Annotated in this window: 19 protein-coding genes; 14 read left to right on the top strand and 5 right to left on the bottom strand. The window is 63.8% G+C overall.

All coding sequences use genetic code 11. The features are described 5' to 3' along the window. Positions 1–63: 63 nt before the first annotated feature. From HNS03_RS17855 to HNS03_RS17835, 5 genes are all read left to right on the top strand, one after another. The gene (locus HNS03_RS17855) at positions 64–1,560 is read left to right on the top strand and encodes a CoA-acylating methylmalonate-semialdehyde dehydrogenase (RefSeq protein WP_367197262.1); all 1,497 of its coding nucleotides are present in this window, start codon (positions 64–66) and stop codon (positions 1,558–1,560) included. 8 nt (positions 1,561–1,568) lie between these two features. Continuing rightward, positions 1,569–2,711, top strand: a complete 1,143-nt coding sequence (locus tag HNS03_RS17850; RefSeq protein ID WP_367197260.1) for an isobutyryl-CoA dehydrogenase — start codon at positions 1,569–1,571, stop codon at positions 2,709–2,711. Next, on the top strand, positions 2,711–3,769 hold the full coding sequence (locus HNS03_RS17845) for an enoyl-CoA hydratase/isomerase family protein (RefSeq protein ID WP_367197259.1): 1,059 nt from the start codon (positions 2,711–2,713) through the stop codon (positions 3,767–3,769). The genes HNS03_RS17850 and HNS03_RS17845 overlap by 1 nt, the downstream gene beginning before the upstream one ends. A 125-nt stretch (positions 3,770–3,894) precedes the next feature. Continuing rightward, positions 3,895–4,812 carry a 3-hydroxyisobutyrate dehydrogenase gene (gene mmsB / locus HNS03_RS17840; protein ID WP_367197257.1) on the top strand — a complete coding sequence of 306 codons (918 nt, stop codon included), beginning with the start codon at positions 3,895–3,897 and terminating at the stop codon, positions 4,810–4,812. Between the two features lies 1 nt (position 4,813). Continuing rightward, positions 4,814–5,587: an enoyl-CoA hydratase gene (locus HNS03_RS17835; RefSeq protein ID WP_367197255.1), complete on the top strand. Its 774-nt coding sequence runs from the start codon at positions 4,814–4,816 to the stop codon at positions 5,585–5,587. Positions 5,588–5,903: 316 nt separating this feature from the next. Here HNS03_RS17835 and dnaA read toward each other — a convergent pair whose 3' ends face one another. The 4 genes from dnaA to HNS03_RS17815 all read right to left on the bottom strand — a co-directional run bounded on the left by dnaA (position 5,904) and on the right by HNS03_RS17815 (position 10,040). Then, the gene (gene dnaA / locus HNS03_RS17830; RefSeq protein ID WP_367197254.1) at positions 5,904–7,358 is read right to left on the bottom strand and encodes a chromosomal replication initiator protein DnaA; all 1,455 of its coding nucleotides are present in this window, start codon (positions 7,356–7,358) and stop codon (positions 5,904–5,906) included. Positions 7,359–7,500: 142 nt separating this feature from the next. Continuing rightward, a complete protein-coding gene (locus HNS03_RS17825) occupies positions 7,501–7,941 on the bottom strand; it encodes a rhodanese-like domain-containing protein (protein WP_367197252.1) in 441 nt (146 codons plus the stop codon). Between the two features lie 741 nt (positions 7,942–8,682). Beyond that, positions 8,683–8,949, bottom strand: coding sequence for a 30S ribosomal protein S20 (gene rpsT, locus HNS03_RS17820; RefSeq protein WP_367197250.1), 267 nt, complete (start codon positions 8,947–8,949; stop codon positions 8,683–8,685). Between the two features lie 317 nt (positions 8,950–9,266). Further along, positions 9,267–10,040 carry an enoyl-CoA hydratase gene (locus HNS03_RS17815; RefSeq protein WP_367197249.1) on the bottom strand — a complete coding sequence of 258 codons (774 nt, stop codon included), beginning with the start codon at positions 10,038–10,040 and terminating at the stop codon, positions 9,267–9,269. 179 nt (positions 10,041–10,219) lie between these two features. On the opposite strand from HNS03_RS17815, the gene zapE reads away from it, so the two are divergent. The 9 genes from zapE (at position 10,220) to lpdA (ending at position 22,411) form a co-directional block, all read left to right on the top strand. Then, positions 10,220–11,371: a cell division protein ZapE gene (gene zapE / locus HNS03_RS17810; protein WP_367197247.1), complete on the top strand. Its 1,152-nt coding sequence runs from the start codon at positions 10,220–10,222 to the stop codon at positions 11,369–11,371. Between the two features lie 137 nt (positions 11,372–11,508). Next, entirely contained in the window at positions 11,509–12,474 is a 966-nt protein-coding gene (mdh, locus tag HNS03_RS17805) for a malate dehydrogenase (RefSeq protein ID WP_367197245.1), read from the top strand. Positions 12,475–12,541: 67 nt separating this feature from the next. Then, a complete protein-coding gene (gene sucC, locus HNS03_RS17800; RefSeq protein ID WP_367197243.1) occupies positions 12,542–13,732 on the top strand; it encodes an ADP-forming succinate--CoA ligase subunit beta in 1,191 nt (396 codons plus the stop codon). A 95-nt stretch (positions 13,733–13,827) separates the two neighbouring features. Then, a complete protein-coding gene (gene sucD / locus HNS03_RS17795) occupies positions 13,828–14,739 on the top strand; it encodes a succinate--CoA ligase subunit alpha (protein ID WP_367197242.1) in 912 nt (303 codons plus the stop codon). A gap of 168 nt (positions 14,740–14,907) precedes the next feature. Next, positions 14,908–15,510, top strand: coding sequence for an FkbM family methyltransferase (locus HNS03_RS17790; RefSeq protein WP_367197240.1), 603 nt, complete (start codon positions 14,908–14,910; stop codon positions 15,508–15,510). Positions 15,511–15,632: 122 nt separating this feature from the next. Beyond that, entirely contained in the window at positions 15,633–18,596 is a 2,964-nt protein-coding gene (locus HNS03_RS17785; protein ID WP_367197238.1) for a 2-oxoglutarate dehydrogenase E1 component, read from the top strand. Positions 18,597–18,668: 72 nt separating this feature from the next. After that, positions 18,669–20,261, top strand: a complete 1,593-nt coding sequence (odhB, locus tag HNS03_RS17780) for a 2-oxoglutarate dehydrogenase complex dihydrolipoyllysine-residue succinyltransferase (protein WP_367197237.1) — start codon at positions 18,669–18,671, stop codon at positions 20,259–20,261. Positions 20,262–20,675: 414 nt separating this feature from the next. Then, positions 20,676–20,990, top strand: coding sequence for a pentapeptide repeat-containing protein (locus tag HNS03_RS17775; protein WP_367197235.1), 315 nt, complete (start codon positions 20,676–20,678; stop codon positions 20,988–20,990). Positions 20,991–21,010: 20 nt separating this feature from the next. Further along, positions 21,011–22,411, top strand: coding sequence for a dihydrolipoyl dehydrogenase (gene lpdA, locus HNS03_RS17770; protein WP_367197234.1), 1,401 nt, complete (start codon positions 21,011–21,013; stop codon positions 22,409–22,411). Positions 22,412–22,528: 117 nt separating this feature from the next. Here lpdA and HNS03_RS17765 read toward each other — a convergent pair whose 3' ends face one another. Beyond that, positions 22,529–22,894, bottom strand: coding sequence for a LapA family protein (locus HNS03_RS17765; RefSeq protein WP_367197232.1), 366 nt, complete (start codon positions 22,892–22,894; stop codon positions 22,529–22,531). Between the last annotated feature and the right edge of the window lie 24 nt (positions 22,895–22,918).

Raw genomic sequence — 22,918 nt, 5'->3', positions numbered from 1 at the left:
TTCCGGTGCACAAAAGAAGGGTTATTCTGAAATCGGAGAGGAACACCATCAAGGACGGTTGAGATGCGTACCATCGGACACTTTATCGGCGGCAAGACGGTGGCCGGCGGCTCCGGCCGGACGGCGCCGGTTTTCGACCCGAACACGGGCGAAGTTCAGGCCGAAGTGGCGTTGGCGTCGAAGGCCGAGGTCGAGGCGGCAATCCAGAATGCGGCTGAGGCGCAGCCGGCGTGGGCCGCGACCAACCCGCAGCGCCGCGCGCGGGTGATGATGAAATTCGTCCAACTCCTGAACGATCACATGGACGAGCTGGCGGAACTCTTGGCCTCCGAGCACGGCAAGACGGTTCCCGACGCGAAGGGCGACGTCCAGCGCGGTCTGGAAGTGGTGGAATTTTCGATCGGCATTCCGCACCTGTTAAAGGGCGAATACACCGACGGCGCCGGTCCGGGCATCGATATGTATTCCATGCGGCAGCCGCTGGGGGTGGTCGCGGGCATCACGCCGTTCAACTTCCCGGCAATGATCCCGATGTGGAAGTTCGCGCCGGCGATCGCCAGCGGCAACGCCTTCATCCTGAAGCCGTCCGAGCGCGATCCGTCCGTTCCCATGCGGCTTGCCGAGCTGATGATGGAGGCCGGGTTGCCGGCCGGGATCCTCAATGTCGTCAACGGCGACAAGGAAGCGGTGGACACAGTGTTGACCGATCCACGCGTCATGGCGCTTGGCTTCGTCGGCTCCTCCTCCATCGCCGAATACGTCTATTCCACCGCAGCTGCCCACGGCAAGCGCGCACAGTGTTTCGGCGGCGCCAAGAACCACATGATCATCATGCCCGACGCCGACATGGAGCAGGCGGCGAACGCGTTGATCGGCGCGGGCTATGGCTCGGCCGGCGAGCGCTGCATGGCGATCTCCGTGGCGGTGCCGGTCGGCGAGCAGACGGCCGAGACGCTGATGAAGACGCTGGTGCCGAAGGTTCAGGCGCTGAAGATCGGGCTTTCCAGCGACCATGAGGCCGACTACGGCCCGATGGTGACGAAGGCCGCGCTCGACCGGGTGAAGGGCTATGTGGACCTCGGCGTGGAAGAGGGCGCTGAGCTCGTGGTCGACGGCCGCGACTTCAAAATGCAGGGCTACGAGAATGGCTTCTTCATGGGAGGCTGCCTGTTCAACCGGGTGACGCCGGACATGCGCATCTACAAGGAAGAGATCTTCGGGCCAGTGCTCTCGGTGGTGCGTGCCCAGGACTACGAGGAGGCGGTCCGGCTGCCGAACGACCATGAATACGGCAATGGCGTTGCGATCTTCACCCGCGACGGCGATGCCGCCCGCGACTTCGCCGCACGGGTGAATGTCGGCATGGTCGGCGTCAATGTGCCGATCCCGGTGCCGCTCGCCTACTACACCTTCGGTGGCTGGAAGCGGTCGGGCTTCGGCGATTTGAACCAGCACGGACCGGACGCGGTGCGCTTCTACACCAAGACCAAGACCGTGACGTCGCGCTGGCCGTCGGGCATCAAGGACTCTGCGGAGTTCGTCATCCCGACCATGGGATAATCGTCGCCATGGATTTCTCTTACAGCGAGGAACAGGCCGCCATCCGGGAGATGGCCCTGTCGTTCGCCGCCGACGAGCTGGCCCCGCACGCGATCGAATGGGACCAGGAGAAGCATCTTCCGGTCGAGACCTTGCGGGCGGCGGCGGCTCTCGGCATGGGCGGCATCTATGTGCGCGATGATGTCGGCGGTTCGGGCCTCTCGCGGCTCGATGCCGCGCTGATTTTCGAGGCGCTGTCGACCGGGTGTCCCTCGGTCGCCTCCTATCTCTCCATCCACAACATGGCCGCGTGGATGATCGATGCGTTTGGCTCCGATGCTCAGCGCCAGACCTTCCTGCCGGACCTGACTTCGATGGCACGGCTGGCGAGCTACTGCCTGACGGAGCCGGCCGCCGGATCCGATGCCGCTGCCTTGAAGACCAAGGCGGTGCGCGACGGCGACATGTATGTCCTCGACGGTCAGAAGCAGTTCATCTCCGGGGCGGGCACGAGCGATCTCCTGGTCGCGATGGTGCGCACCGGCGGCGAGGGACCGAAGGGTATCTCAACGCTGGTGGTGCCGAAGGATACGCCGGGGGTCAGCTTCGGCGCCAACGAGCGCAAGATGGGCTGGAACGCGCAGCCGACCCGGGCGGTGATCTTCGAGGGCGCCCGGGTGCCGGTCGAAAACAGGCTGGGCGAAGAGGGGGACGGCTTCAAGATCGCCATGGCCGGCCTGGATGGCGGCCGGCTCAACATCGCCGCCTGCTCGCTGGGCGGAGCCCAGGCCGCGCTCGACAAGTCGCTCGCCTATATGGCCGAGCGCACCGCGTTCGGCCGCCATCTGAAGGATTTTCAGGCGCTCCAGTTCCGCGTGGCCGACATGGCGATCGAACTGGAAGCGGCGCGCACCTTCTTGTGGCGGGCGGCCACGGCAGTCGATGCGAAGGCGCCCGAAGCGACGCGGCTTGCCGCCATGGCGAAACGGTTCGTGACCGACGTCGGCTTCGAGGTGGCCAACGAGGCGCTGCAGCTTCATGGCGGCTATGGTTACCTGTCGGAATACGGGATCGAGAAGATCGTGCGGGATCTGCGGGTGCACCAGATCCTGGAGGGGACCAACGAGATCATGCGCCTGATCGTGGCGCGCGAGCTATTGGGGGTGCGTTGATGGATGCCGAGACCGCCGTGCCGGACGTTCTCGCCGAAAGGGTCGGCTCGCTGGGGCGGATACGGCTGAACCGGCCGAAGGCGCTGAACAGCCTGACGCTCGATATGGTGCGGGCGATCGATACGGCGCTTGAGCGGTTCGAGACCGACCCGGACGTGGCGTCGATCCTGATCTCCGGAGAGGGCGAGCGCGGCCTGTGCGCGGGCGGCGACATCCGCCGGATTTTCGACAGCGGCCGGGCGGGCGACGCAGGCGCGGCAACCTTCTGGCGCGAGGAATATCGACTGAACGCCCGGATCGCGCGCTGTCCCAAGCCCTATGTCGCTTTTATGGATGGCATCGTCATGGGCGGCGGGGTCGGACTTTCCGCCCATGGCGCCCACCGTCTGGTGACCGAGCGCACCAAACTCGCGATGCCGGAAACCGGAATTGGCTTCGTGCCCGATGTCGGCGGCACCTATCTGCTAGCCCGTTCGCCGGGCGAACTCGGGACCTATCTCGCACTGACCGGTACGATCATCGGGGCGGGCGATGCGATCCGCGCCGGCCTTGCCGACCATATGGTGGCCTCGGACCGGCTGGACGAGATCGTCGAAACGCTGTCGGAACTGCCGGCCGGCGCGGACCACCAGGCGGTGGACGCGGCGCTGGATACGTTCATCCAGGATGCTCCGAATGTGTTGGAGGAGAATCGCGCTCTGATCGACCGCGCCTTTGCCGCCGACAGCGTCGAAGCCATCGTCGCCGCGCTGGAGGCCGACGGCTCGGAATTCGCGGCTGCCACTCGCAACATCATCCTCGGGCGCTCGCCCACCAGCCTCAAACTCGCTCTTCGCCTGGTTCGGCTCGCGCGCGACACCGACACGCTGGAGGCGTGTCTGGAGCGGGAGTTCACGGCCGCGATGAGCACGCTCTCCGGCCATGACTTCTACGAGGGAGTACGCGCGGCCGTGATCGACAAGGACCGCAATCCGCACTGGCAGCCGGCGACGCTGGACGACGTGCCGACGGACGAGATCGAGACTTCGGTCCGAAATCTGGGCTCCGTCTTCGGCTGAACCAAACGACCGAAGCCCGAGGCAGACAGGTCCGTTCGTGCCCGGACTGCATCCGGCCGGTTGGCAAGACACAATCACGACAGCGCGTTTCGGTTCGCGGTCGGGCCGAATGCGGTGCGAACATAATGCGGGAGGAACACATGACGGGACGCAAGATCGGTTTTATCGGGCTTGGCAACATGGGCGGTCCGATGGCCGCCAATCTCGCCAAGGCGGGGCACACGGTGAAGGGGTTCGATCTCTCCGCCGAAGCAGTGAAGGCCGCGGAAGAGGTCGGTGCCTCGGCGGCGGCTTCGGCTGTTGAGGCGGCGCAAGATGCCGACGTCGTGATCACGATGCTGCCGGCGGGCAAGCACGTGATTGCGGTGTGGAGCGAGCTTCTGGACGCGGTTCGGCCGGGCACGCTCTTGATCGATTCCTCGACCATCGACGTTGATAGCGCGCGCAAGGCCCACGCACTTGCCGAGGAGAAGGGATGCCTCTCCATCGATGCGCCGGTTTCCGGCGGCACCGGCGGGGCCAAGGCCGGCACGCTCACCTTCATGGCCGGCGGCAGCGCAGAGGCTTTCGAGGCGGCAAAGCCGGTCTTGGAGGCCATGGGACGCGCGATCTTCCACTGTGGCGAGGCGGGCAACGGCCAGGCTGCGAAGATGTGCAACAACCTGATACTGGGCATCTCCATGGCCGGGGTGTGCGAGGCGTTCGCGCTTGCCGAAAAGGTGGGGCTCGATCCCCAGGCGCTGTTCGACGTGGCCTCGGTGTCGTCCGGCCAGTGCTGGTCGTTGACCACCTACTGCCCTGTGCCCGGACCGGTGCCGACCTCGCCCGCCAACAATGGCTATAAGGCCGGCTTCTCCACCGCCTTGATGCTGAAGGATCTGAACTTGGCGCGAACGGCCGCCGAGACCTCGTCCTCGGAGCTTCCTATGGGCGAGCGGGCGGCGGCGCTCTATAGCGAGTTCGACGCCCTCGGTCATGGTGGCGACGATTTCTCCGCCATAATCAAGCTTTTGCGCGGCGACGTGACGGGAGAGGCGACCTGACATGGCCTATGAAACGATCCTGACGGAAACCCGGGGCCGGGTGTGCCTGATCACGCTCAACCGACCCGGCGCCCTGAACGCGCTCAATCGGCAACTCGCCGCCGAGCTGATCGAAGCGGCGACGGCTGCGGACGCCGATCCGGCCATCGGCTGCATCGTCCTGACCGGCTCGGAAAAAGCGTTCGCGGCCGGTGCCGACATCAAGGAGATGCAGCCGCAAGGCTATCAGGAAATGTACGCCGCCGACTGGTTCGGCGAATGGGAACGCTTCACCGCGGTCCGTACGCCCATCATTGCCGCGGTGGCGGGCTATGCGCTCGGCGGTGGCTGCGAGCTCGCCATGATGTGCGACTTTATCCTGGCCGCCGACACGGCGAAGTTTGGCCAGCCGGAGATCAAACTCGGTGTCATGCCGGGTATGGGCGGAAGTCAGCGGCTCACCCGATTTGTCGGCAAGTCCAAGGCGATGGAGATGTGCCTGACGGGGCGCATGATGGATGCAGACGAGGCCGAACGGTCAGGGCTCGTTTCGCGGATCGTGCCCGCCGATGAAATGCTTGGCGAGGCACTCAGTGTTGCCGACAAGATCTCCGGGATGTCGCTGCCTTCGGTGATGATGACCAAGGAAGCGGTGAACCGGGCCTACGAGACCACGCTCGGCGAAGGCGTGCGCTTCGAACGTCGGATCTTCCATGCCCTGTTTGCAACCGAGGATCAGAGCGAAGGCATGGCCGCCTTCGTGGAGAAGCGCAAGCCCGACTTCAGGCATCGCTAAGCGCTTCCAGGCGAAGTGGGCACCGGTTCGCCGTCCGGAAGCGCGCTAAGAAAAGGTGGGTCGCTTCCAGGCGAAGTGGGTACCGGTTCGCCGTCCGGAAGCGCGCTAAGAAAAGGTGGGTCGCTTCCAGGCGAAGTGGGCAGGTTCGCCGTCCGGAAGCGCGCTAAGAAAAGGTGGGCCGCCTTCCAGGCGAAGTGGACACCGGTTCGCGGTTCCAACGGCGGCGATCGGTACATTCGGCTCTTCGACATAAAAAAGACCGGGCCATTCCGGCCCGGTCCAATTCGATTGACGTGAAGTCGATTTCTGTCGTTTACTAGGCGTCGAGCAGCCGTTTCAAGGTTTCGATGTCCTGAGCCAGGGTTTCGTCATTGGCAAGCAGGCTGTCAATCTTGCGGACGGCATGTAAAACAGTTGTGTGATCACGTCCACCGAAGCGGCGGCCGATTTCCGGCAGCGAGCGCGGGGTGAGCGTCTTGGCCATCCACATGGCGACCTGACGCGGACGAACCACCGCGCGGGTGCGGCGCGCCGACACCAGATCTGCCTTCGAGACGTTGAAGTGCTGCGCCACGACGCGCTGGATGTCCTCGATCTTGGGGCGGCGGCCTTCGCGCGCCCGCAGCAGATCCTTCAGCGCCGACTCTGCCATGTCGAGGGTGATGGCCGCGCCGGTGAGCTGGTTGCGGGCCACGAGCCGGTTCACCGCGCCATCCAGGTCACGGCCGTTGGTGGTGACGGAGCGTGCGACGAAGTCGAGCACTTCGTGCGGGAAATCAAGCTCCGGGAACGCGGTCTTCTGGGCGGCCAGCCGGCGGGTCAGGATCTTGCGGCGCAGGTCCAGGTCCGGGGCGCCGATCTCGACAGAGAGACCGGCGCCGATCCGCGAGCGCACCCGTGGCTCGAGACCATCGAGTTCGCTTGCCGGGCGGTCGGCGGCGATCACCACCTGACGAGCACCGTCTACCAGCGCATTGAGCGCGTGCCCGAACTCTTCCTGAACCTTGCTGCCATGCAGGAACTGCAGGTCGTCGATCAGAAGCAGATCGATGTCGCGCAGGAGCTCCTTGAAGGCGAGCGCGGTTTGGTTTTTCAGCGCGGCCACGAAGCGATAGCGGAAATGCTCCGCCGTCAGATAGAGCACGCGGCGCGGCGTGCGCCGGCGGGCCTCTGCGGCGGTGGACTGGAGCAGGTGCGTCTTGCCGAAGCCGACGGCGCCATAGACGAACAGCGGATTGAAGGCGACGGCCTCGCCGGACGCCGCAATCGCGACCCGCTTGCTGGCGGCAAGCGCCAGCATGTTAGAGGCGCCCTCTTCAAACGAATCGAGGGTGAAGCGGGGATCGAGCGGAGAGCCGTCCAGAGCGTCTTGAGCCTCGCCGGCGGCGGAAACCGGCGTCGGGGTGGTCAGGCTCGGTGCGGAGGAGGAGGCAGGAGCGGCAGCCTTCGGCGCGGGCGCAGGCTTTTCCGCCTGGGCGGGCCGCGCCTGGACGGGCGTACGGACAGCACCGCGAACCACGAATTCGATGCGTTGAACGTCCTTGGCCTCGCGCTGCCACAGCTCCAGGATCCGGTCCCCGTAGTGGTTCTTGACCCACTGACGGATGAACGCGGTTGGAACGGACAGCGACACGACGGCGCCTTGCCGGCTTTCGCAGTCAATGCTCGCAAACCAGCTAGAATAGACGTTTTCACCGAACTCATGGCGCAAACGCGACTTCACGCTTTCGCACTGGTCTTCCAGCGTGGTGTCGATCTGGGCCGTCGTCATCGTGTCCACTCCTTCTCCGCTTTGTTTGTTGGTCCGCCTCGGTACTGATCGAAGTCGGCGCATTTGCTGCGCCTTATTTTGTAAGCCGGCTATTTATCTTCCGGCGGTCCGGCTCTTTGCGAGCCTTTAAGGGGTCAATCGGTCAGGATTGAATCCAGGGAAGTCCTGAGGCCTTCCATCCCGCGACGCCACCTCGGTGGCGCGCGGTGTCGATGGGGCCTTCGAAGCCGTCGGAGACGTTGAAGCAGGCCTTGAAGCCCGCTGCCGTCATGACGATCGCCGCTTGGCGGCTGCGGCCGCCGGAGCGGCATAGGAAATAGATCGGGGTGTCTGCCGTCGCGCCGCGTTCGGCGAGCGCCTTGCCAACCAGATCCACGAACTCGGGATTCGTGTCCATCGTCGGATAGCGTTGCCATTCGACAAGCGCCGGCATCTTTCCGACCCCTGAGAGATCGGGAATGCCAACGAAAGTCCATTCAGCTTGGGTGCGTACGTCGATGAGCACCGCGCTCGTGTTTTCTTTCAGGGCGTTCCAAGCCTCCGTGCTCGGGAGGTCGCCCGCATAGGCTTCGTCCGACGTCATCGACAAAAAAACCCCATGGCACGCCGTCCTGCGCTGGCCGGCGCCTTCTGCAACTTTCGGTTGGCTTTTGATGGCAACACGACTTCGTCCCGAACGCAGTGACGTTCGGCCAAGTCGGCTGCCGGGAGACTAGTGATTATTTTCTGGTAGGTCTAGAGGGAGATGATGTCGCCATGTCCTCTCCATCTACTTAAATCTGGAAAACTATACGCAAATTTTACTGAAACATTTTGGATTTTACTGGGAGTTGCCGGGGCTTTGTGCCCGGCGATGACTTGAAGATACAACGCCGCTCCGAGGGCCGCAATGGCTTGTGATGACCAAATCGTAAACGCGGCGAGCCAGGGGATGGGACCAGAATGAGAACCCTTTCGCAGCCGATCCGACAACCCGTTTCGACTCAATGGATTCCTGGGATGAAAGCGTACCTGGTGCATTGTGGAAGGAAGTCGGCAAAAAAGTTTTCTGCCGTTCACTCTTGACATGCTTTCTGGATGGAAATCGCCATCCATTGAATCGACCATGTCCTAACTCTTTGTAAATTCTTCATTTTTTTGGCCGCCTCCGCAGAGCTTGAAACACTGGCAGCGATCGCAGGATCGTTTAGCCGGTTAACCCTTGTGGACAGACGTGGATAGCGCCGCAGACCGTGACGAAAGCCGTGCATAGACGAAAATGGGCCCGGCGCGGAGACGCCGGGCCCATCGTTCGAAACCGTCTTTTGACGCGTGCGGGACCGGCTTAGACGGCCAGCGCCTTCACCCGCTGCGCCAGCCGCGAGACCTTGCGGCTTGCAGTATTGCTATGGATCACGCCCTTGCTCGCCGCGCGCATGATCTCCGGTTGTGCCTGGTTGAAGGCCGCAAGGGCCGCGGCCGCATCGCCGGACCCAATCGCTTCCTCTACCTTGCGCACGAAGCTGCGCATGCGCGAACGGCGCGACTTGTTGATCTCGGTCCGCCGCTCGATCTTGCGGGTCATCTTCTTAGCCGATCGCGTGTTGGCCATCGACGCTCCTGTCCTTGTCTCGTGTCTCGCCCAGGCCGCGTCCGGGACGCTGCGTGAGCCGCTATCGGTTGCCATTTCCGGCCTGACCGCCGCATCGCTCTGCGCGGGCCGAACCGGTTCGCTCGGGTGTTCGACGACGCCGGGGAAGCTGTTGGTGTCGGGACCCTTCGGAGAGACCCGCTGCCGACCAGCTTTTGAAGTCGCGGCATCTTTGGATAAGGGCGCGTCTATACGCCCCTCGGCTCGCCCGGTCAACGGCTGGGCGAGCATTTCGCACTTGCGCTCTTGGGGCCATATGGGAAGAGGGCGCGCCGCTGTCAGCGGTTCTTGAACTGCGGCGTGCGCTTTTCGACGAAGGCCTCCATGCCTTCCTTCTGGTCCTCGGTCGAGAACATGGCATGGAACAGCCGGCGCTCGAACCGCACGCCTTCGGCCAGGGTGGTCTCGTAGGCGCGATTCACGCTCTCTTTGGTCATCATCACGATCGGATGGGAGAAGTCCGCGATCTTCTCCGCCGCAGCCACGGCGACGCCGAGAAGCTCGTCCACCGGCACGACCCGCGAGACAAGTCCGGAGCGTTCGGCCTCGGCGGCGTCCATCAGCCGGCCGGTCAGGACCATCTCCATCGCCTTCGACTTGCCCACGAAACGGGTGAGGCGCTGAGTGCCGCCTGCGCCCGGCATGATGCCGAGCGTAATCTCGGGCTGGCCGAACTTGGCGTTCTCCGCCGCCAGAATGAAGTCGCACATCATGGCAAGCTCGCAGCCGCCGCCGAGCGCATAGCCCGAGACCGCCGCGATCACCGGTTTGCGCATGGTCGCCACCTGGTCCCATGGCGCAATGAAGTTGCCGGTATAGGCGGCGACATAGTCGAGCGACGCCATCTCTTTGATGTCGGCCCCGGCGGCGAACGCCTTCTCCGACCCGGTCACGACGCTGGCGCCGAGCTTGGGGTCGTTGTCGACGCCTCTCAACGCATCTGTGAGCTCGTCGACGAGCTGCGCGTTCAGCGCGTTCATGGCGTTGGGGCGGTTGAGCGTGATGACGGCCACCTTGCCGCGCGTCTCATAGAGAATGGTCTCGTAAGCCATGGGTCTTCCTCCGGTCAGCGCCGGCCGGCAGCAGGGCGGCGCGACGATGGCAAAAGCGGTAGCGAAGCCGCACCGGGCTTTCAACCGCCCGCGGCGGGCCGAGCGTGGGAGGATTTCATCGCGGCGCACAATCGTCTAGATGAGAAGCGTCCCCTCCCGCTTGTGACCTGCGAGCTTCCATGTCCTCTGATACCGTGCTCGATCGCTACGACGCGATGGTCGCTGCCGGCTCGATCGATCGCGATCCCGCCCAAGAAGCGGTTGCCGAACGCCTGAGCGAACTCGCCGATGCGCTGGCGAACGGCGCCGGAAATGGCGGGGAGGCAAAAGCCGGTATGATCGGCCGCCTGTTCAAGCGGCGTGAGAAGGGCCCCAAGACGAAGGGGCTTTATCTCTGGGGGGAGGTCGGTCGCGGCAAGACCATGCTGATGGACCTCTTCTATGAGAGCGTACCGATCCAGGCCAAGCGGCGGGCGCACTTCACGGCCTTCATGGCCGACACCCACTCCCGCATTCATTCCACGCGTGAGGCCATCACCGCCGGCAAGCTCAAAGGGGACGACCCGATCCCACCAGTGGCCGCGGCGATCGCGGAAGAAACCCAGCTTCTGTGCTTCGACGAGTTCTCCGTGACCGATATCGCCGATGCCATGATCCTCGGCCGGCTGTTCACACGGCTGTTCGAAGCGGGCGTGGTGCTGGTCGCCACCTCCAACGTGGCGCCGGACGACCTCTACAAGGACGGGCTCAACCGTAACTTTTTCCTCGGTTTCGTGGAGCTGCTGAAGCGCAATGTCGACGTCCAGCGCCTCGACGCTCATGCCGACTATCGCCTCGACAAGCTCGCCGGCGCCAAGGTCTACTTCTTGAGCGGCGTGCCCGACGACACCGCGGCGCTTTCCCGGCTGTGGCGGCGCCTGCTCGGTGGTCTCGATCCCAAGCCGGAGACCCTTAATGTACTCGGCCACAAGGTCGAGGTGCCGCAGGTCGCCGGCGGGGTCGCCCGGTTCGCCTTCTCCGATCTTTGCGAGCGTCCGCTCGGGGCGAGCGATTATCGCGCGATCGCCGACCGTTTTCACACCGTGGTGTTGACCAAGGTGCCGGAGATGTCGCCGCAGATCCGCAACGAGACCAAACGTTTCATCACTTTGATCGACGTACTCTACGACGCTCACGTTCGGCTGGTGATCGAAGCGGCGGCGGAGCCCGATCATTTGTTTTCCGGCGAGGACGGTACAGAGGCATTCGAATTCAAGCGGACCGCGTCCCGGCTCGTGGAAATGCGATCGGCCGGCTATCTCGAAGCGTCGGAACAGATGCCGATGACTTGATGGATCAAATCGGCGCATACACGGTCGCCTCGTGGCTTGAACCGGCTTCCCAAAGGGAGTAGTGACACCCCCGGCTCGCCCTCCGGCGCCAGTCTTCGCTCGTCTTCGTCTCGAAAAATCAAAGGGGTCCGGTTCTCATGGCGCGCACCAAAATCGCATTGATCGGCGCTGGCCAGATCGGCGGCACGCTTGCGCTTCTCGCCGGCTTGAAAGAGCTCGGCGACGTCGTTCTGTTCGACATCGCCGAAGGTACGCCGCAGGGCAAAGCGCTCGACATCGCCGAAGCGTCGCCCGTTGAAGGCTTCGACGCGGCCGTCTCCGGCACCAACGGCTACGAAGGCATTGCCGGCGCCGATGTGGTGATCGTTACCGCGGGCGTGCCGCGCAAGCCCGGCATGAGCCGCGACGATCTGCTCGGCATCAATCTGAAGGTCATGGAGCAGGTCGGCCAGGGCATCCGCGACAATGCGCCGGACGCCTTCGTGATCTGCATCACCAACCCGCTCGACGCCATGGTCTGGGCACTGCAGAAATTCTCCGGCCTGCCGGCCAACAAGGTCGTCGGTATGGCCGGCGTTCTCGACAGCGCCCGCTTCCGCTACTTCCTTGCCGAAGAGTTCAAAGTCTCCGTCGAGGACGTGACCGCGTTCGTGCTCGGCGGCCACGGCGACACCATGGTGCCGCTGGTGCGCTACTCCACCGTCGCAGGCATTCCGCTGCCGGATCTCGTGAAGATGGGCTGGACCACCGACCAGCGCCTGGAAGAAATCGTTCAGCGCACTCGCGACGGCGGCGCGGAGATCGTCGGCCTGTTGAAGACCGGTTCGGCCTTCTACGCCCCGGCATCTTCGGCCATCTCGATGGCGGAAGCCTACCTGCGCGACAAAAAGCGCGTGCTGCCCTGCGCTGCCTACCTCACCGGCCAGTACGGCCTCGACAGCATGTATGTCGGCGTCCCGACCGTGATCGGCGAAGGCGGTGTGGAACGGATCGTCGAGATCTCGCTGGAAGGCGAGGAAAAGGACAACTTCCAAAAGTCCGTCGATGCCGTGCGCGGCCTGATGGACGCCTGCAAGGGCATCCAGCCCGCGCTCAACGACTGATTTGCCGAAGGGCCGGGCGATCCGGCCCTTCCTCTTTTTTGCTTCTCGATAGGCCGGGAGACAGCCCGTGAACATCCACGAATATCAGGCCAAGGAAGTCCTAAAGGGCTATGGCGCGCCGGTGGCCGCCGGTGTGCCGATCACCGACGCAGCCGAGGCCGAAGCCGCCGCCAAGACGCTTCCCGGACCGCTTTATGTGGTCAAGAGCCAGATCCATGCCGGCGGTCGCGGCAAGGGCAAGTTCAAGGAACTCGGCCCTGACGCGAAAGGCGGCGTCCGGCTTGCCAAGTCGGTCGACGAGGTCGTGGCCTTCGCCAAGGAGATGCTCGGCAACACCCTGGTGACCAAGCAGACCGGCCCCGCCGGCAAGCAGGTCAACCGGCTCTATATCGAGGATGGCGCCGACATCGAGCGCGAGCTTTACCTCTCGCTGCTCGTGGACCGCACGGTGGGCAAGGTGGCCTTCGTCGCCTCCACCGAAGGCGGCATGGACATCGAGACCGTCGCGGCGGAGACGCCGGAGAAGATCATCACCGTCGCGATCGATCCGGAGACGGGCGTGAGCGAGGCCGATGCGACCAAGCTGTGCGATGCGCTGGAGCTTCAGGGCGATGCGCGCGCCGACGGCATGGCGCTGTTCCCGGTGCTCTACAAAGCCTTTGTCGAAAAGGACATGAGCCTGCTTGAGATCAATCCGTTGATCGTGATGACCAACGGCCATCTCCGCGTGCTCGACGCGAAGGTTTCCTTCGACGGCAACGCGCTGTTCCGTCACGAGGACATCAAGGCGCTGCGCGACATCACCGAAGAGGACGCCAAGGAAATCGAGGCATCCAAGCACGACCTCGCCTATGTGGCGCTCGACGGCAACATCGGCTGCATGGTCAACGGCGCCGGCCTCGCCATGGCGACGATGGACATCATCAAGCTCTACGGGGCGGAGCCGGCCAACTTCCTCGACGTCGGTGGCGGCGCTTCGAAGGAGAAGGTGACGGCTGCGTTCAAGATCATCACTGCCGATCCGAACGTGAAGGGCATCCTGGTCAATATCTTCGGCGGCATCATGCGCTGCGACATCATCGCGGAAGGCGTGGTGGCCGCGGTGAAGGAAGTCGGCCTGAAGGTGCCGCTCGTTGTGCGCCTGGAAGGCACCAACGTGGAGAAGGGCAAGGCGATCCTCAACGAGAGCGGACTCGCCATTACGGCCGCCGACGATCTCGACGACGCCGCGAAGAAGATCGTTGCGGCAGTGAAGTAGCGACGCATATCCGGCCGCCGGCCCCGCGCCCGCCTGCGCGGGCGGCGCGCTCGGACGGTGGTCGCCACTCGATGCACAGGTAAAGAAGGCTCGTTATGTCCATTCTCGTCGACAAGAACACCAAGGTGATCGTGCAGGGGCTGACCGGTAAGACCGGCACGTTCCACACCGAGCAGGCGCTCGCCTATCATGGGACGCAGATGGTGGCCGGCGTCCATCCCAAGAAGGGCGGCGAGATGTGGCAGGGTAACGCCGGCGGCAAGGCGGTGGAACTGCCGATCTTTGCCTCCGTTGCGGAAGCCAAGGACAAAACCGGTGCCTCCGCCTCCGTGATCTACGTGCCGCCGGCAGGGGCCGCGGCCGCGATCGAGGAAGCGATCGACGCCGAAATCGATCTGATCGTCTGCATCACCGAAGGCATTCCGGTGGCCGACATGGTCAAGGCCAAGGCGAAGCTCGACAAGTCGAATTCGCGCCTGATTGGCCCGAACTGCCCGGGCGTCCTGACCCCGGACGAGTGCAAGATAGGCATCATGCCGGGCAACATCTTCAAGAAGGGCTCCGTGGGCGTGGTGTCGCGCTCAGGCACGCTCACCTATGAGGCGGTGTTCCAGACAACCAATGCCGGCCTTGGCCAGACGACCGCCGTCGGCATCGGCGGGGACCCGGTCAAGGGCACCGAGTTCATCGACGTCCTTGAGATGTTCCTCGCCGACGACGCCACGGAATCCATCATCATGATCGGCGAGATCGGCGGTTCGGCGGAAGAAGACGCCGCGCAGTTCCTCGCCGACGAGGCCAAGAAGGGTCGTAAGAAGCCGATGGTCGGCTTCATCGCGGGACGCACGGCGCCTCCCGGGCGGACCATGGGGCATGCCGGTGCGGTGGTCTCTGGCGGCAAGGGCGGCGCGGAAGACAAGATCGCTGCCATGGAAGCGGCCGGGATCAAGGTGTCACCGTCCCCGGCCCAGCTCGGCAAGACGCTCGTGGACGTGCTCAAAGGCTGATCTATGCAACCAGACGTCGCGCGCTTTATACGCGGTGCGCAAGTTCGGCTCCCGTGGCTGTTCGGCTTGAAAAATGCCGTGCAGCGCAGTGTGCGACGTCGCCTGGGACGGCCTTTCGAAGACGACTTTCGAGCACTCAAAGCGCTGAATCTACCGCCCGACGGCCTGGTGCTCGACATTGGTGGCAACCGGGGCCAAAGCATCGATGCTGTCCGGCTGTTCATGCCGAAGGCCCGGATCGTGTCGTTTGAACCGAACCCGCTGGTTGCGGACGAATTGAAGCGGCTCTACGCCGACGATCGACGCGTCGAAATCCGGTCGATCGCATTGGGAAATCGGCCGGGTGAATTGTCGCTCTACATTCCCTATTATAACGGTTGGATGTTTGACGGCCTCGCCTCCCTGGACAAGGCGGAAGCCGAAAACTGGTTGAGTTCCGACAATTTGGCGGGATTCGATCGGGAGTGTTTGGAGATCCGATCCGTGACGTGCGAGGTCGCGACCCTCGACGATCTGATGTCGGACGCCGCGCCGGTGTTCGTCAAAATCGATGTGCAGGGGTTCGAAGCGAACGTGCTCGACGGCGGACGAATGATGCTTGAGCGCGCGCGTCCGGTTGTAATGACCGAGACGCGAAACGATGTCGATATGCTGGATCATTTGCCGGCAGCCTACATGGCGGCGTTCTGGGATGGCGAGAGAATGGTGCGCGGCCAACGGCAGACCTTGAATACGTTTTTTCTCCCAGAGACCATCGCCAGACACTTCTGAGGCTTGTGTGCCGCCACGACCTGCGGCACGACAGGCACGAGACCACACCCGCGGAGCCTATGGCCTCGCATCCGGAACGAAAATGAGGAGACGGCACCCGATATCGGGGCCGCGACGCTAAGATGGCACGCAGCAACGAGGCGAACGAGTTCTTCACTCAAACCTCTTTTCTCTATGGCGGCAACGCCGCATACCTCGAAGATCTCTACGCCCGTTATCAGACCGATCCGGCATCGCTCGATGCCGAATGGCAGGTCTTCTTCAAATCCTTGAAGGACGAGAAGAACCAGGTTCTGGCCGAAGCGCGCGGCGCCCCCTGGCAGCGCAAGGACTGGCCGATCCCCATGAACGGCGAGCTGGTCTCGGCGTTTGATGCCGACTGGGGCCCGGTCGAGACCGTCATCGGCGACAAGGTCAAGAAGAAGGCCCAGGAAAAGGGCGTCGAGATCTCCGAGGCCGACGCGCTGCGGGCAACCCGCGACTCCGTGCGCGCCCTGATGATGATTCGCGCCTATCGCGTGCGCGGCCATCTGCACGCCGACCTCGACCCGCTCGGCCTTGCGCGGCTTGAGGATCACGATGAGTTGAAGCCGGAGACCTACGGCTTCACTGAGGCCGATTACGACCGGCCGATCTACATCGACAACGTGCTCGGGCTTGAGTTCGCGACCATCCGCGAGATGAAGGCGATCCTGAAGCGCACCTATTGCTCCACCATCGGCGTGGAGTTCATGCACATCTCCGATCCCACGGAGAAAGCGTGGCTGCAGGAGCGCATCGAGGGACCGGACAAGGGCGTCGAGTTCACCGAGAACGGCAAGAAGGCGATCCTGAACAAGCTGATCGAGTCGGAAGGCTTCGAGAAGTTTCTGGGCGTCAAATATACGGGCACCAAGCGCTTTGGTCTCGACGGCGCCGAGGCGCTGATCCCGGCGTTGGAACAGATCATCAAGCGCGGCGGCAACCTCGGCCTGAAGGACATCGTCCTCGGCATGCCGCATCGCGGTCGCCTCAACGTGCTTGCCCAGGTGATGGGCAAGCCGCATCGGGCGATCTTCAACGAGTTCAAGGGTGGCTCGTTCGCGCCCGACGAGGTGGAGGGGTCGGGCGACGTCAAGTACCATCTCGGGGCGTCGTCGGATCGCGAATTCGACGGCAACAACGTGCATCTGTCGCTGACGGCGAACCCGTCGCACCTGGAGATCGTCGATCCGGTCGTGCTCGGTAAGGTCCGCGCCAAGCAGGATCAGCTCTCCGATACCGAGCGCACCATGGTCATGCCTGTGCTCCTGCATGGCGATGCGGCGTTTGCCGGCCAGGGCGTCGTCGCGGAGTGCTTCGGGCTATCGGGCCTGAAGGGACACCGCACCGGTGGTTCGATCCACTTCATCGTCAACAACCAGATCGGCTTCACGACCAATCCACGCTTCGCGCGCTCGTCGCCCTATCCCTCCGATGTGGCGAAGATGATCGAAGCGCCGATCCTGCACGTGAACGGCGACGATCCGGAAGCCGTGGTCTACTGCGCGAAGATCGCGACGGAGTTCCGTCAGCAGTTCCACAAGCCGGTCGTGATCGACATGTTCTGCTACCGGCGCTTCGGGCACAACGAGTCCGACGAGCCGGCGTTCACTCAGCCGCTGATGTACAAGGTGATCCGGGATCACCCCTCGACCCTGGATGTCTACGCCAAGAAGCTCATCGACGGAGGTCTCGTCAGCCAGGACGAGTTCGACGGCATGAAGCAGGCGTGGCGCGACCGGCTGGAGCAGGAATACGACGCCGGCGAGAGCTTCAAGCCGAACAAGGCCGACTGGCTCGACGGTCGCTGGAGCGGCCTCGGCATCGCCGACAGCCCGGACGACCCGCGCCGCGGCAAGACCGACGTGGACGAGCCGGCCCTGAAAGAGATTGGCAAGAAGCTGACCGAGACCCCGGAGGGCTTCCATGCCCACCGCACCATCGGCCGCTTCCTGGAAAATCGCCGTAAGGCCATCGAGAGCGGTGAGGGGATCGACTGGGCGACCGGCGAGGCCCTCGCATTCGGTTCGCTGCTGGTGGAAGGCTTTCCGGTCCGGCTTTCCGGCCAGGATGTCGAGCGCGGCACGTTCTCCCAGCGCCATTCAGTGCTCTACGATCAGGAGAACGAAGAGCGCTACATTCCGCTCAACAATCTGTCGGAGAACCAGGCGCGCTACGAGGTCATCAACTCGATGCTCTCGGAAGAGGCGGTGCTCGGCTTCGAGTACGGCTACTCGCTGGCGGAACCGAACACGCTGGTGTGCTGGGAGGCTCAGTTCGGCGACTTCGCCAACGGCGCCCAGGTCGTGATCGACCAATTCATCTCGTCGGGCGAGCGCAAGTGGCTGCGCATGTCCGGCCTGGTGCTGCTGCTGCCGCACGGCTACGAAGGCCAGGGGCCGGAGCACTCTTCCGCCCGTCTGGAGCGCTATCTGCAGCTTTGCGCCGAAGACAATATGCAAGTCGCCAACTGCACGACGCCAGCGAACTATTTCCACATCCTGCGTCGCCAGATCAAACGCGACTTCCGTAAGCCGCTGATCCTGATGACGCCGAAGTCGCTCTTGCGGCACAAGCGGGCTGTGTCGCGCCTGGACGAAATGACGCCGGAGACGAGCTTCCACCGGATCCTGTTCGACGATCGCGACGGCAAGCTCGGTGGCGAGGGCAATCTTGCCCCCGACGACAAGATCCGGCGCGTGGTGCTGTGTTCCGGTAAGGTCTACTACGACCTTCTGGAGGAGCGTGAGGAGCGCGGCATCGACGACGTCTATCTCCTGCGCGTCGAGCAGCTCTATCCGTTCCCGTCGAAGTCGGTGCTGAACGAGTTCAAGCGGTTCCCGAACGCCGAGATGGTCTGGTGTCAGGAAGAGCCGGCCAACATGGGCGCGTGGACCTTCGTCCGGCCGTTCCTGGAATGGGTGCTCGCTCAAGCCGGATCGACGCAGAGCGCGCCGCGCTACGCCGGGCGTCATCCCGCCGCCTCGACGGCGACGGGCCTGATGTCGAAGCACACCGCACAGCTCAAGGCATTCCTGGAAGAGGCTCTCGGTTCTTCGTCCTAGTGCCGGAATCTCACCCGAATTCAATCGACACGCAGCAATTCACGACTGAAGAAGCATACGGAAGCAGGCGCCATGGCCACTGAGATCCGCGTCCCCAGCCTAGGGGAATCCGTCACCGAGGCGACGATCGCCCAGTGGTACAAGAACGAGGGCGACACGGTCGCCCAGGACGAGCCATTGGTCGAGCTGGAGACCGACAAGGTCACGGTCGAGGTGCCGGCTCCTGCGGCGGGAACGCTCGGCTCGATTTCGGCCAAATCCGGCGACACGGTCGAGGTCGGGGCACTTCTGGGTGAGATCTCCGAAGGTGGCGGTGCCGCCAAGTCGGAGGCGCCGGCCAAAGCTTCCGCCCCCGCGGAGGCGGCTCCTGAGAAGTCCGAAGAAGCGCCTGCCAAGGCGGAAGCGGAATCGGCTCCGTCCGACAGCGGCGGTGGTGGCGAAGGCGTGGCGATCAAGGTGCCGGCGCTCGGTGAGTCCGTGACGGAAGCGACGATTGCCAAGTGGTTCAAGCAGGAAGGCGACAGCGTCGCTCAGGACGAGCCATTGGTCGAGCTGGAAACCGACAAGGTGAGTGTCGAGGTTCCGGCTCCGGCAGCCGGAACGCTGGGGTCGATCGCGGCCAAGGAAGGCGACACGGTCGAAGTCGGTGCACTGCTCGGCGAAGTGCTGGCCGGTAAGGGCGGCGCCGCGGCGGCACCCAAGGCCGAAGCGAAGACGGAAGCCGCGCCCGCCGCCAGCGAAGCCCCGAAGGCGGCTTCGGGCGGCTCGGACATGCCGCCGTCGCCGGCGGCCGCCAAGCACCTGAAGGAGGCGGGGCTCTCCGCCGACCAGGTCGAAGGTACGGGCAAGCGCGGCCAGGTCCTGAAAGAGGATGTGTTGGCGGCGATCGAGAAGGGGCTGACCGACATGCAGTCGTCCGAGCCTGCGGCCAAGGCGCCGCGCGCGCCGGTCGCGGCTGAGGACGACGCGCGCGAAGAGCGGGTGAAAATGACCCGGCTGCGCTCCACCATCGCGCGCCGTCTGAAGGATGCCCAGAACACCGCGGCGATGCTGACCACGTTCAACGACGTGGACATGGGCGCCGTGATGGAACTGAGGAAGAGCTACAAGGATCTCTTCGAGAAGAAGCACGGCGTTCGCCTTGGCTTCATGGGCTTCTTCGCCAAAGCGGTGATCCAGGCTCTGAAGGAGATCCCGAACGTCAACGCCGAGATCGACGGCAACGAGATCGTCTACAAGAATTTCTACCATATCGGCGTGGCGGTCGGCACCGAGAAGGGCCTGGTCGTGCCGGTGGTGCGTGACGCCGATCAGCTTTCGATCGCGGAGATCGAGAAGACCATCAACGATTTCGGCAAGCGTGCGCGCGACGGCCAGCTCAAGCTGGACGAGATGCAGGGCGGCACGTTCACGATCTCAAACGGCGGTGTCTATGGCTCGCTGATGTCGACGCCGATCCTGAACGCGCCGCAGTCGGGCATTCTCGGCATGCACCGGATCGACCAGCGCCCGATGGCCGTCAACGGTCAGGTGGTGATCCGGCCGATGATGTATCTGGCGCTGTCCTATGACCACCGCATCGTCGATGGCAAGGAAGCCGTGACCTTCCTGGTCCGCGTGAAAGAGGCGATCGAGGATCCGCAGCGGCTCGTGCTGGATCTCTAATACGCGCGGTGTCCGGCGATGGACTGGCTCGCCGATGTCGCCGCCATCCTCCGCGATCTGGTGATTGCGGTTGCGGCTGGCATCGGTGCCGTTCCGGCCTGGAAGCGGCTTTCGCCGGCTGGCCAGCCAAGCAAACGCGGCCCAGATGCAAGCGTCCTTGGCCCACCGTTCTCATGTGACGGAGCTATTCAATAGGGCCGTCGGCCAACTTCGAGATCCCAATATTGAGGTCTGGCTTGGAGCGATCTATATCTTGCGCAAGATTGCTCGGGATTTTCCCGACCTCGCAAATCCCGTGTTCGAGCTCCTGCAAGCGTATCTGCGAGAAAGTCGCAGCGAGTATGGGGATAGCGAACCTCCGATTGATATCCGAACGATTGCGGATGTCCTCCGGGAGAGACTGGGAGAAAGGTCATGCCGCCAATCGCGGAAGTGCCGCCGCCACCCACTCTTGATGTTCACGGCGCCTATCTTCGCAAAGTCAATCTAAGCGGGACGTCCTTGAAAGGGGCCAATCTCGAGAATGTCGATGCGAAAGGCGCCAATTTCTCCGGATCTGATTTCGAAGGCGCAAAATTGGATGGGGCGGATTTGTCAGGGGCCGATCTTTCCGAGGCGACAAACCTCACGGTCGAGCAACTGAGCAAGGCGACATTGGATCGGTCGACCATCCTGCCCTCCTACATCGATCGAACCCGTCTTCGTCTCGACACCAAATCATCCTCCTAAGTGATCGAGGTTTTCAAACGATGCCGCAATACGACCTGATCGTGATCGGAACCGGCCCCGGCGGCTATGTCTGCGCCATTCGCGCGGCCCAGCTCGGCATGAAGGTCGCCGTGGTCGAGAAGCGCGCGACGCATGGCGGGACGTGCCTGAATGTCGGCTGCATTCCCTCCAAGGCGCTTCTGCATGCTTCCGAGCTTTACGAGGAGGCCGGGCACGGCTTCGCCGGAATGGGCATTAAGGTTCAACCGGAACTCGATCTCCCGGCTCTGCTCGCCTTCAAGGATGAGGGCGTCGAGGGTAACGTGAAGGGTGTCGAATTCCTTCTGAAGAAGAACAAGATCGACGCCTATCATGGCCTTGGCACCATCGAAGCGGCCGGCAAGGTCAAGGTGACGCCGGACAAGGGTGAGCCGCAGACCCTGGAGACCAAGGCGATCGTGATCGCGACCGGCTCGGAAGTGACGAGCCTGCCGGGCATCGAGATCGACGAGAAGAAGGTGGTGTCGTCCACCGGCGCGCTGTCGCTTCCGGAGGTGCCCAAGCGCCTGGTCCTGATCGGCGGCGGCGTGATCGGTCTGGAGCTCGGCTCGGTGTGGCGCCGGCTTGGCGCCGAGGTCACGGTGGTCGAATTCCTCGACCGGATCGTGCCGACCGAGGACCAGGAGATCTCCAAGCAGTTCCAGCGGATCCTGCAGAAGCAGGGCATGACCTTCAAGATGTCCTCGAAGGTCACCGGCGTGGAGCCGGCCGGCGAGGGGCTGAAGGTGACCGTCGAGCCGGCCAAGGGCGGTGACGCGGAGACGCTCGAGGCCGACGTGGTGCTGGTCTGCGTCGGGCGCCGGCCCAACACCGAAGGGCTCGGTCTCGACGAGATCGGGGTCGAGCGCGACGAGAAGGGCCGCGTGAAGACCGATGGCCACTTCAAGACCAATGTCGACGGCATCTATGCGATCGGCGACGTCATCTCCGGCCCGATGCTCGCTCACAAGGCGGAGGAAGAAGGTGTGGCGATCGCGGAGAGCCTCGCCGGCCAGGCAGGGCACGTGAACTATGACGTGATCCCGAGCGTGGTCTACACCTATCCGGAGATCGCTTCGGTCGGGAAGACCGAGGAGGAGCTGAAGGAGGCCGGTGTCGCCTACAAGGTCGGCAAGTTCCCGTTCCTGGCGAACGGCCGCGCCAAGGTGAACCGCACTACCGATGGCTTTGTGAAGATCCTGGCCGATGCCAAGACCGACCGTGTGCTCGGCGTGCATATGATCGGCCCGGACGTGGGCAACATGATCGCGGAGGCCGCTCTCGGCATGGAGTTCGGTGCCTCCGCCGAGGACATCGCGCGCACCTGCCACGCCCATCCGACGCTGCCGGAAGCGGTCAAGGAAGCCGCTCTCGCCGTGGATGGCCGAGCGATCCACATGTGAGTCCGGCCGGCGGATCAAAACCGCCATCCATGTCCCGGGACAAAAAAAAGGAAAACGGCGAAGCGGAGCCCGCTTCGCCGTTTTTCTGTTTCATGGAGAGTGTGCGGTTGACCGGGCTCAGGCCCGATTGGGCAGTCCGAGCGGTGCGCGGCCGGGGGCCGGCAAGGCGGGTCCGGTGGCCGGCTCCTGGGTCGTCTTGAAGGTCTCGACTTCTTCGCGCAGATGAGCGGCTTCGCGGCGATTGCGGCGTGCCGCCTTGCGGTAGCGGCCCTGGCGGAACCACACCGCGAACCCGCCCAGGATCACTCCCAATGCGAGAGCGGCGAAAATCACCCAATAGAGCGGCACCGTGACGGTGAGGGCCGTTTCTTCCGGGCGAAATGGGTCGAGGGAGAGGCTTACCGGCGTGCGGTTCGCGACGGCGAGAACCGCGAGCACGACGGCGATGGGGACGAGGATAAGCGTTTCGAGAAAGCGTTTCACGAAGGGTCAGTCTCCCGTCCGAAT

This window comes from Amorphus sp. 3PC139-8 (assembly GCF_040750475.1).
Taxonomy (GTDB): Bacteria; Pseudomonadota; Alphaproteobacteria; order Rhizobiales; family Amorphaceae; genus Amorphus.
Note: the sequence above shows the minus strand (reverse complement) of the source record. Positions and strands in the feature narration are given on the sequence as shown.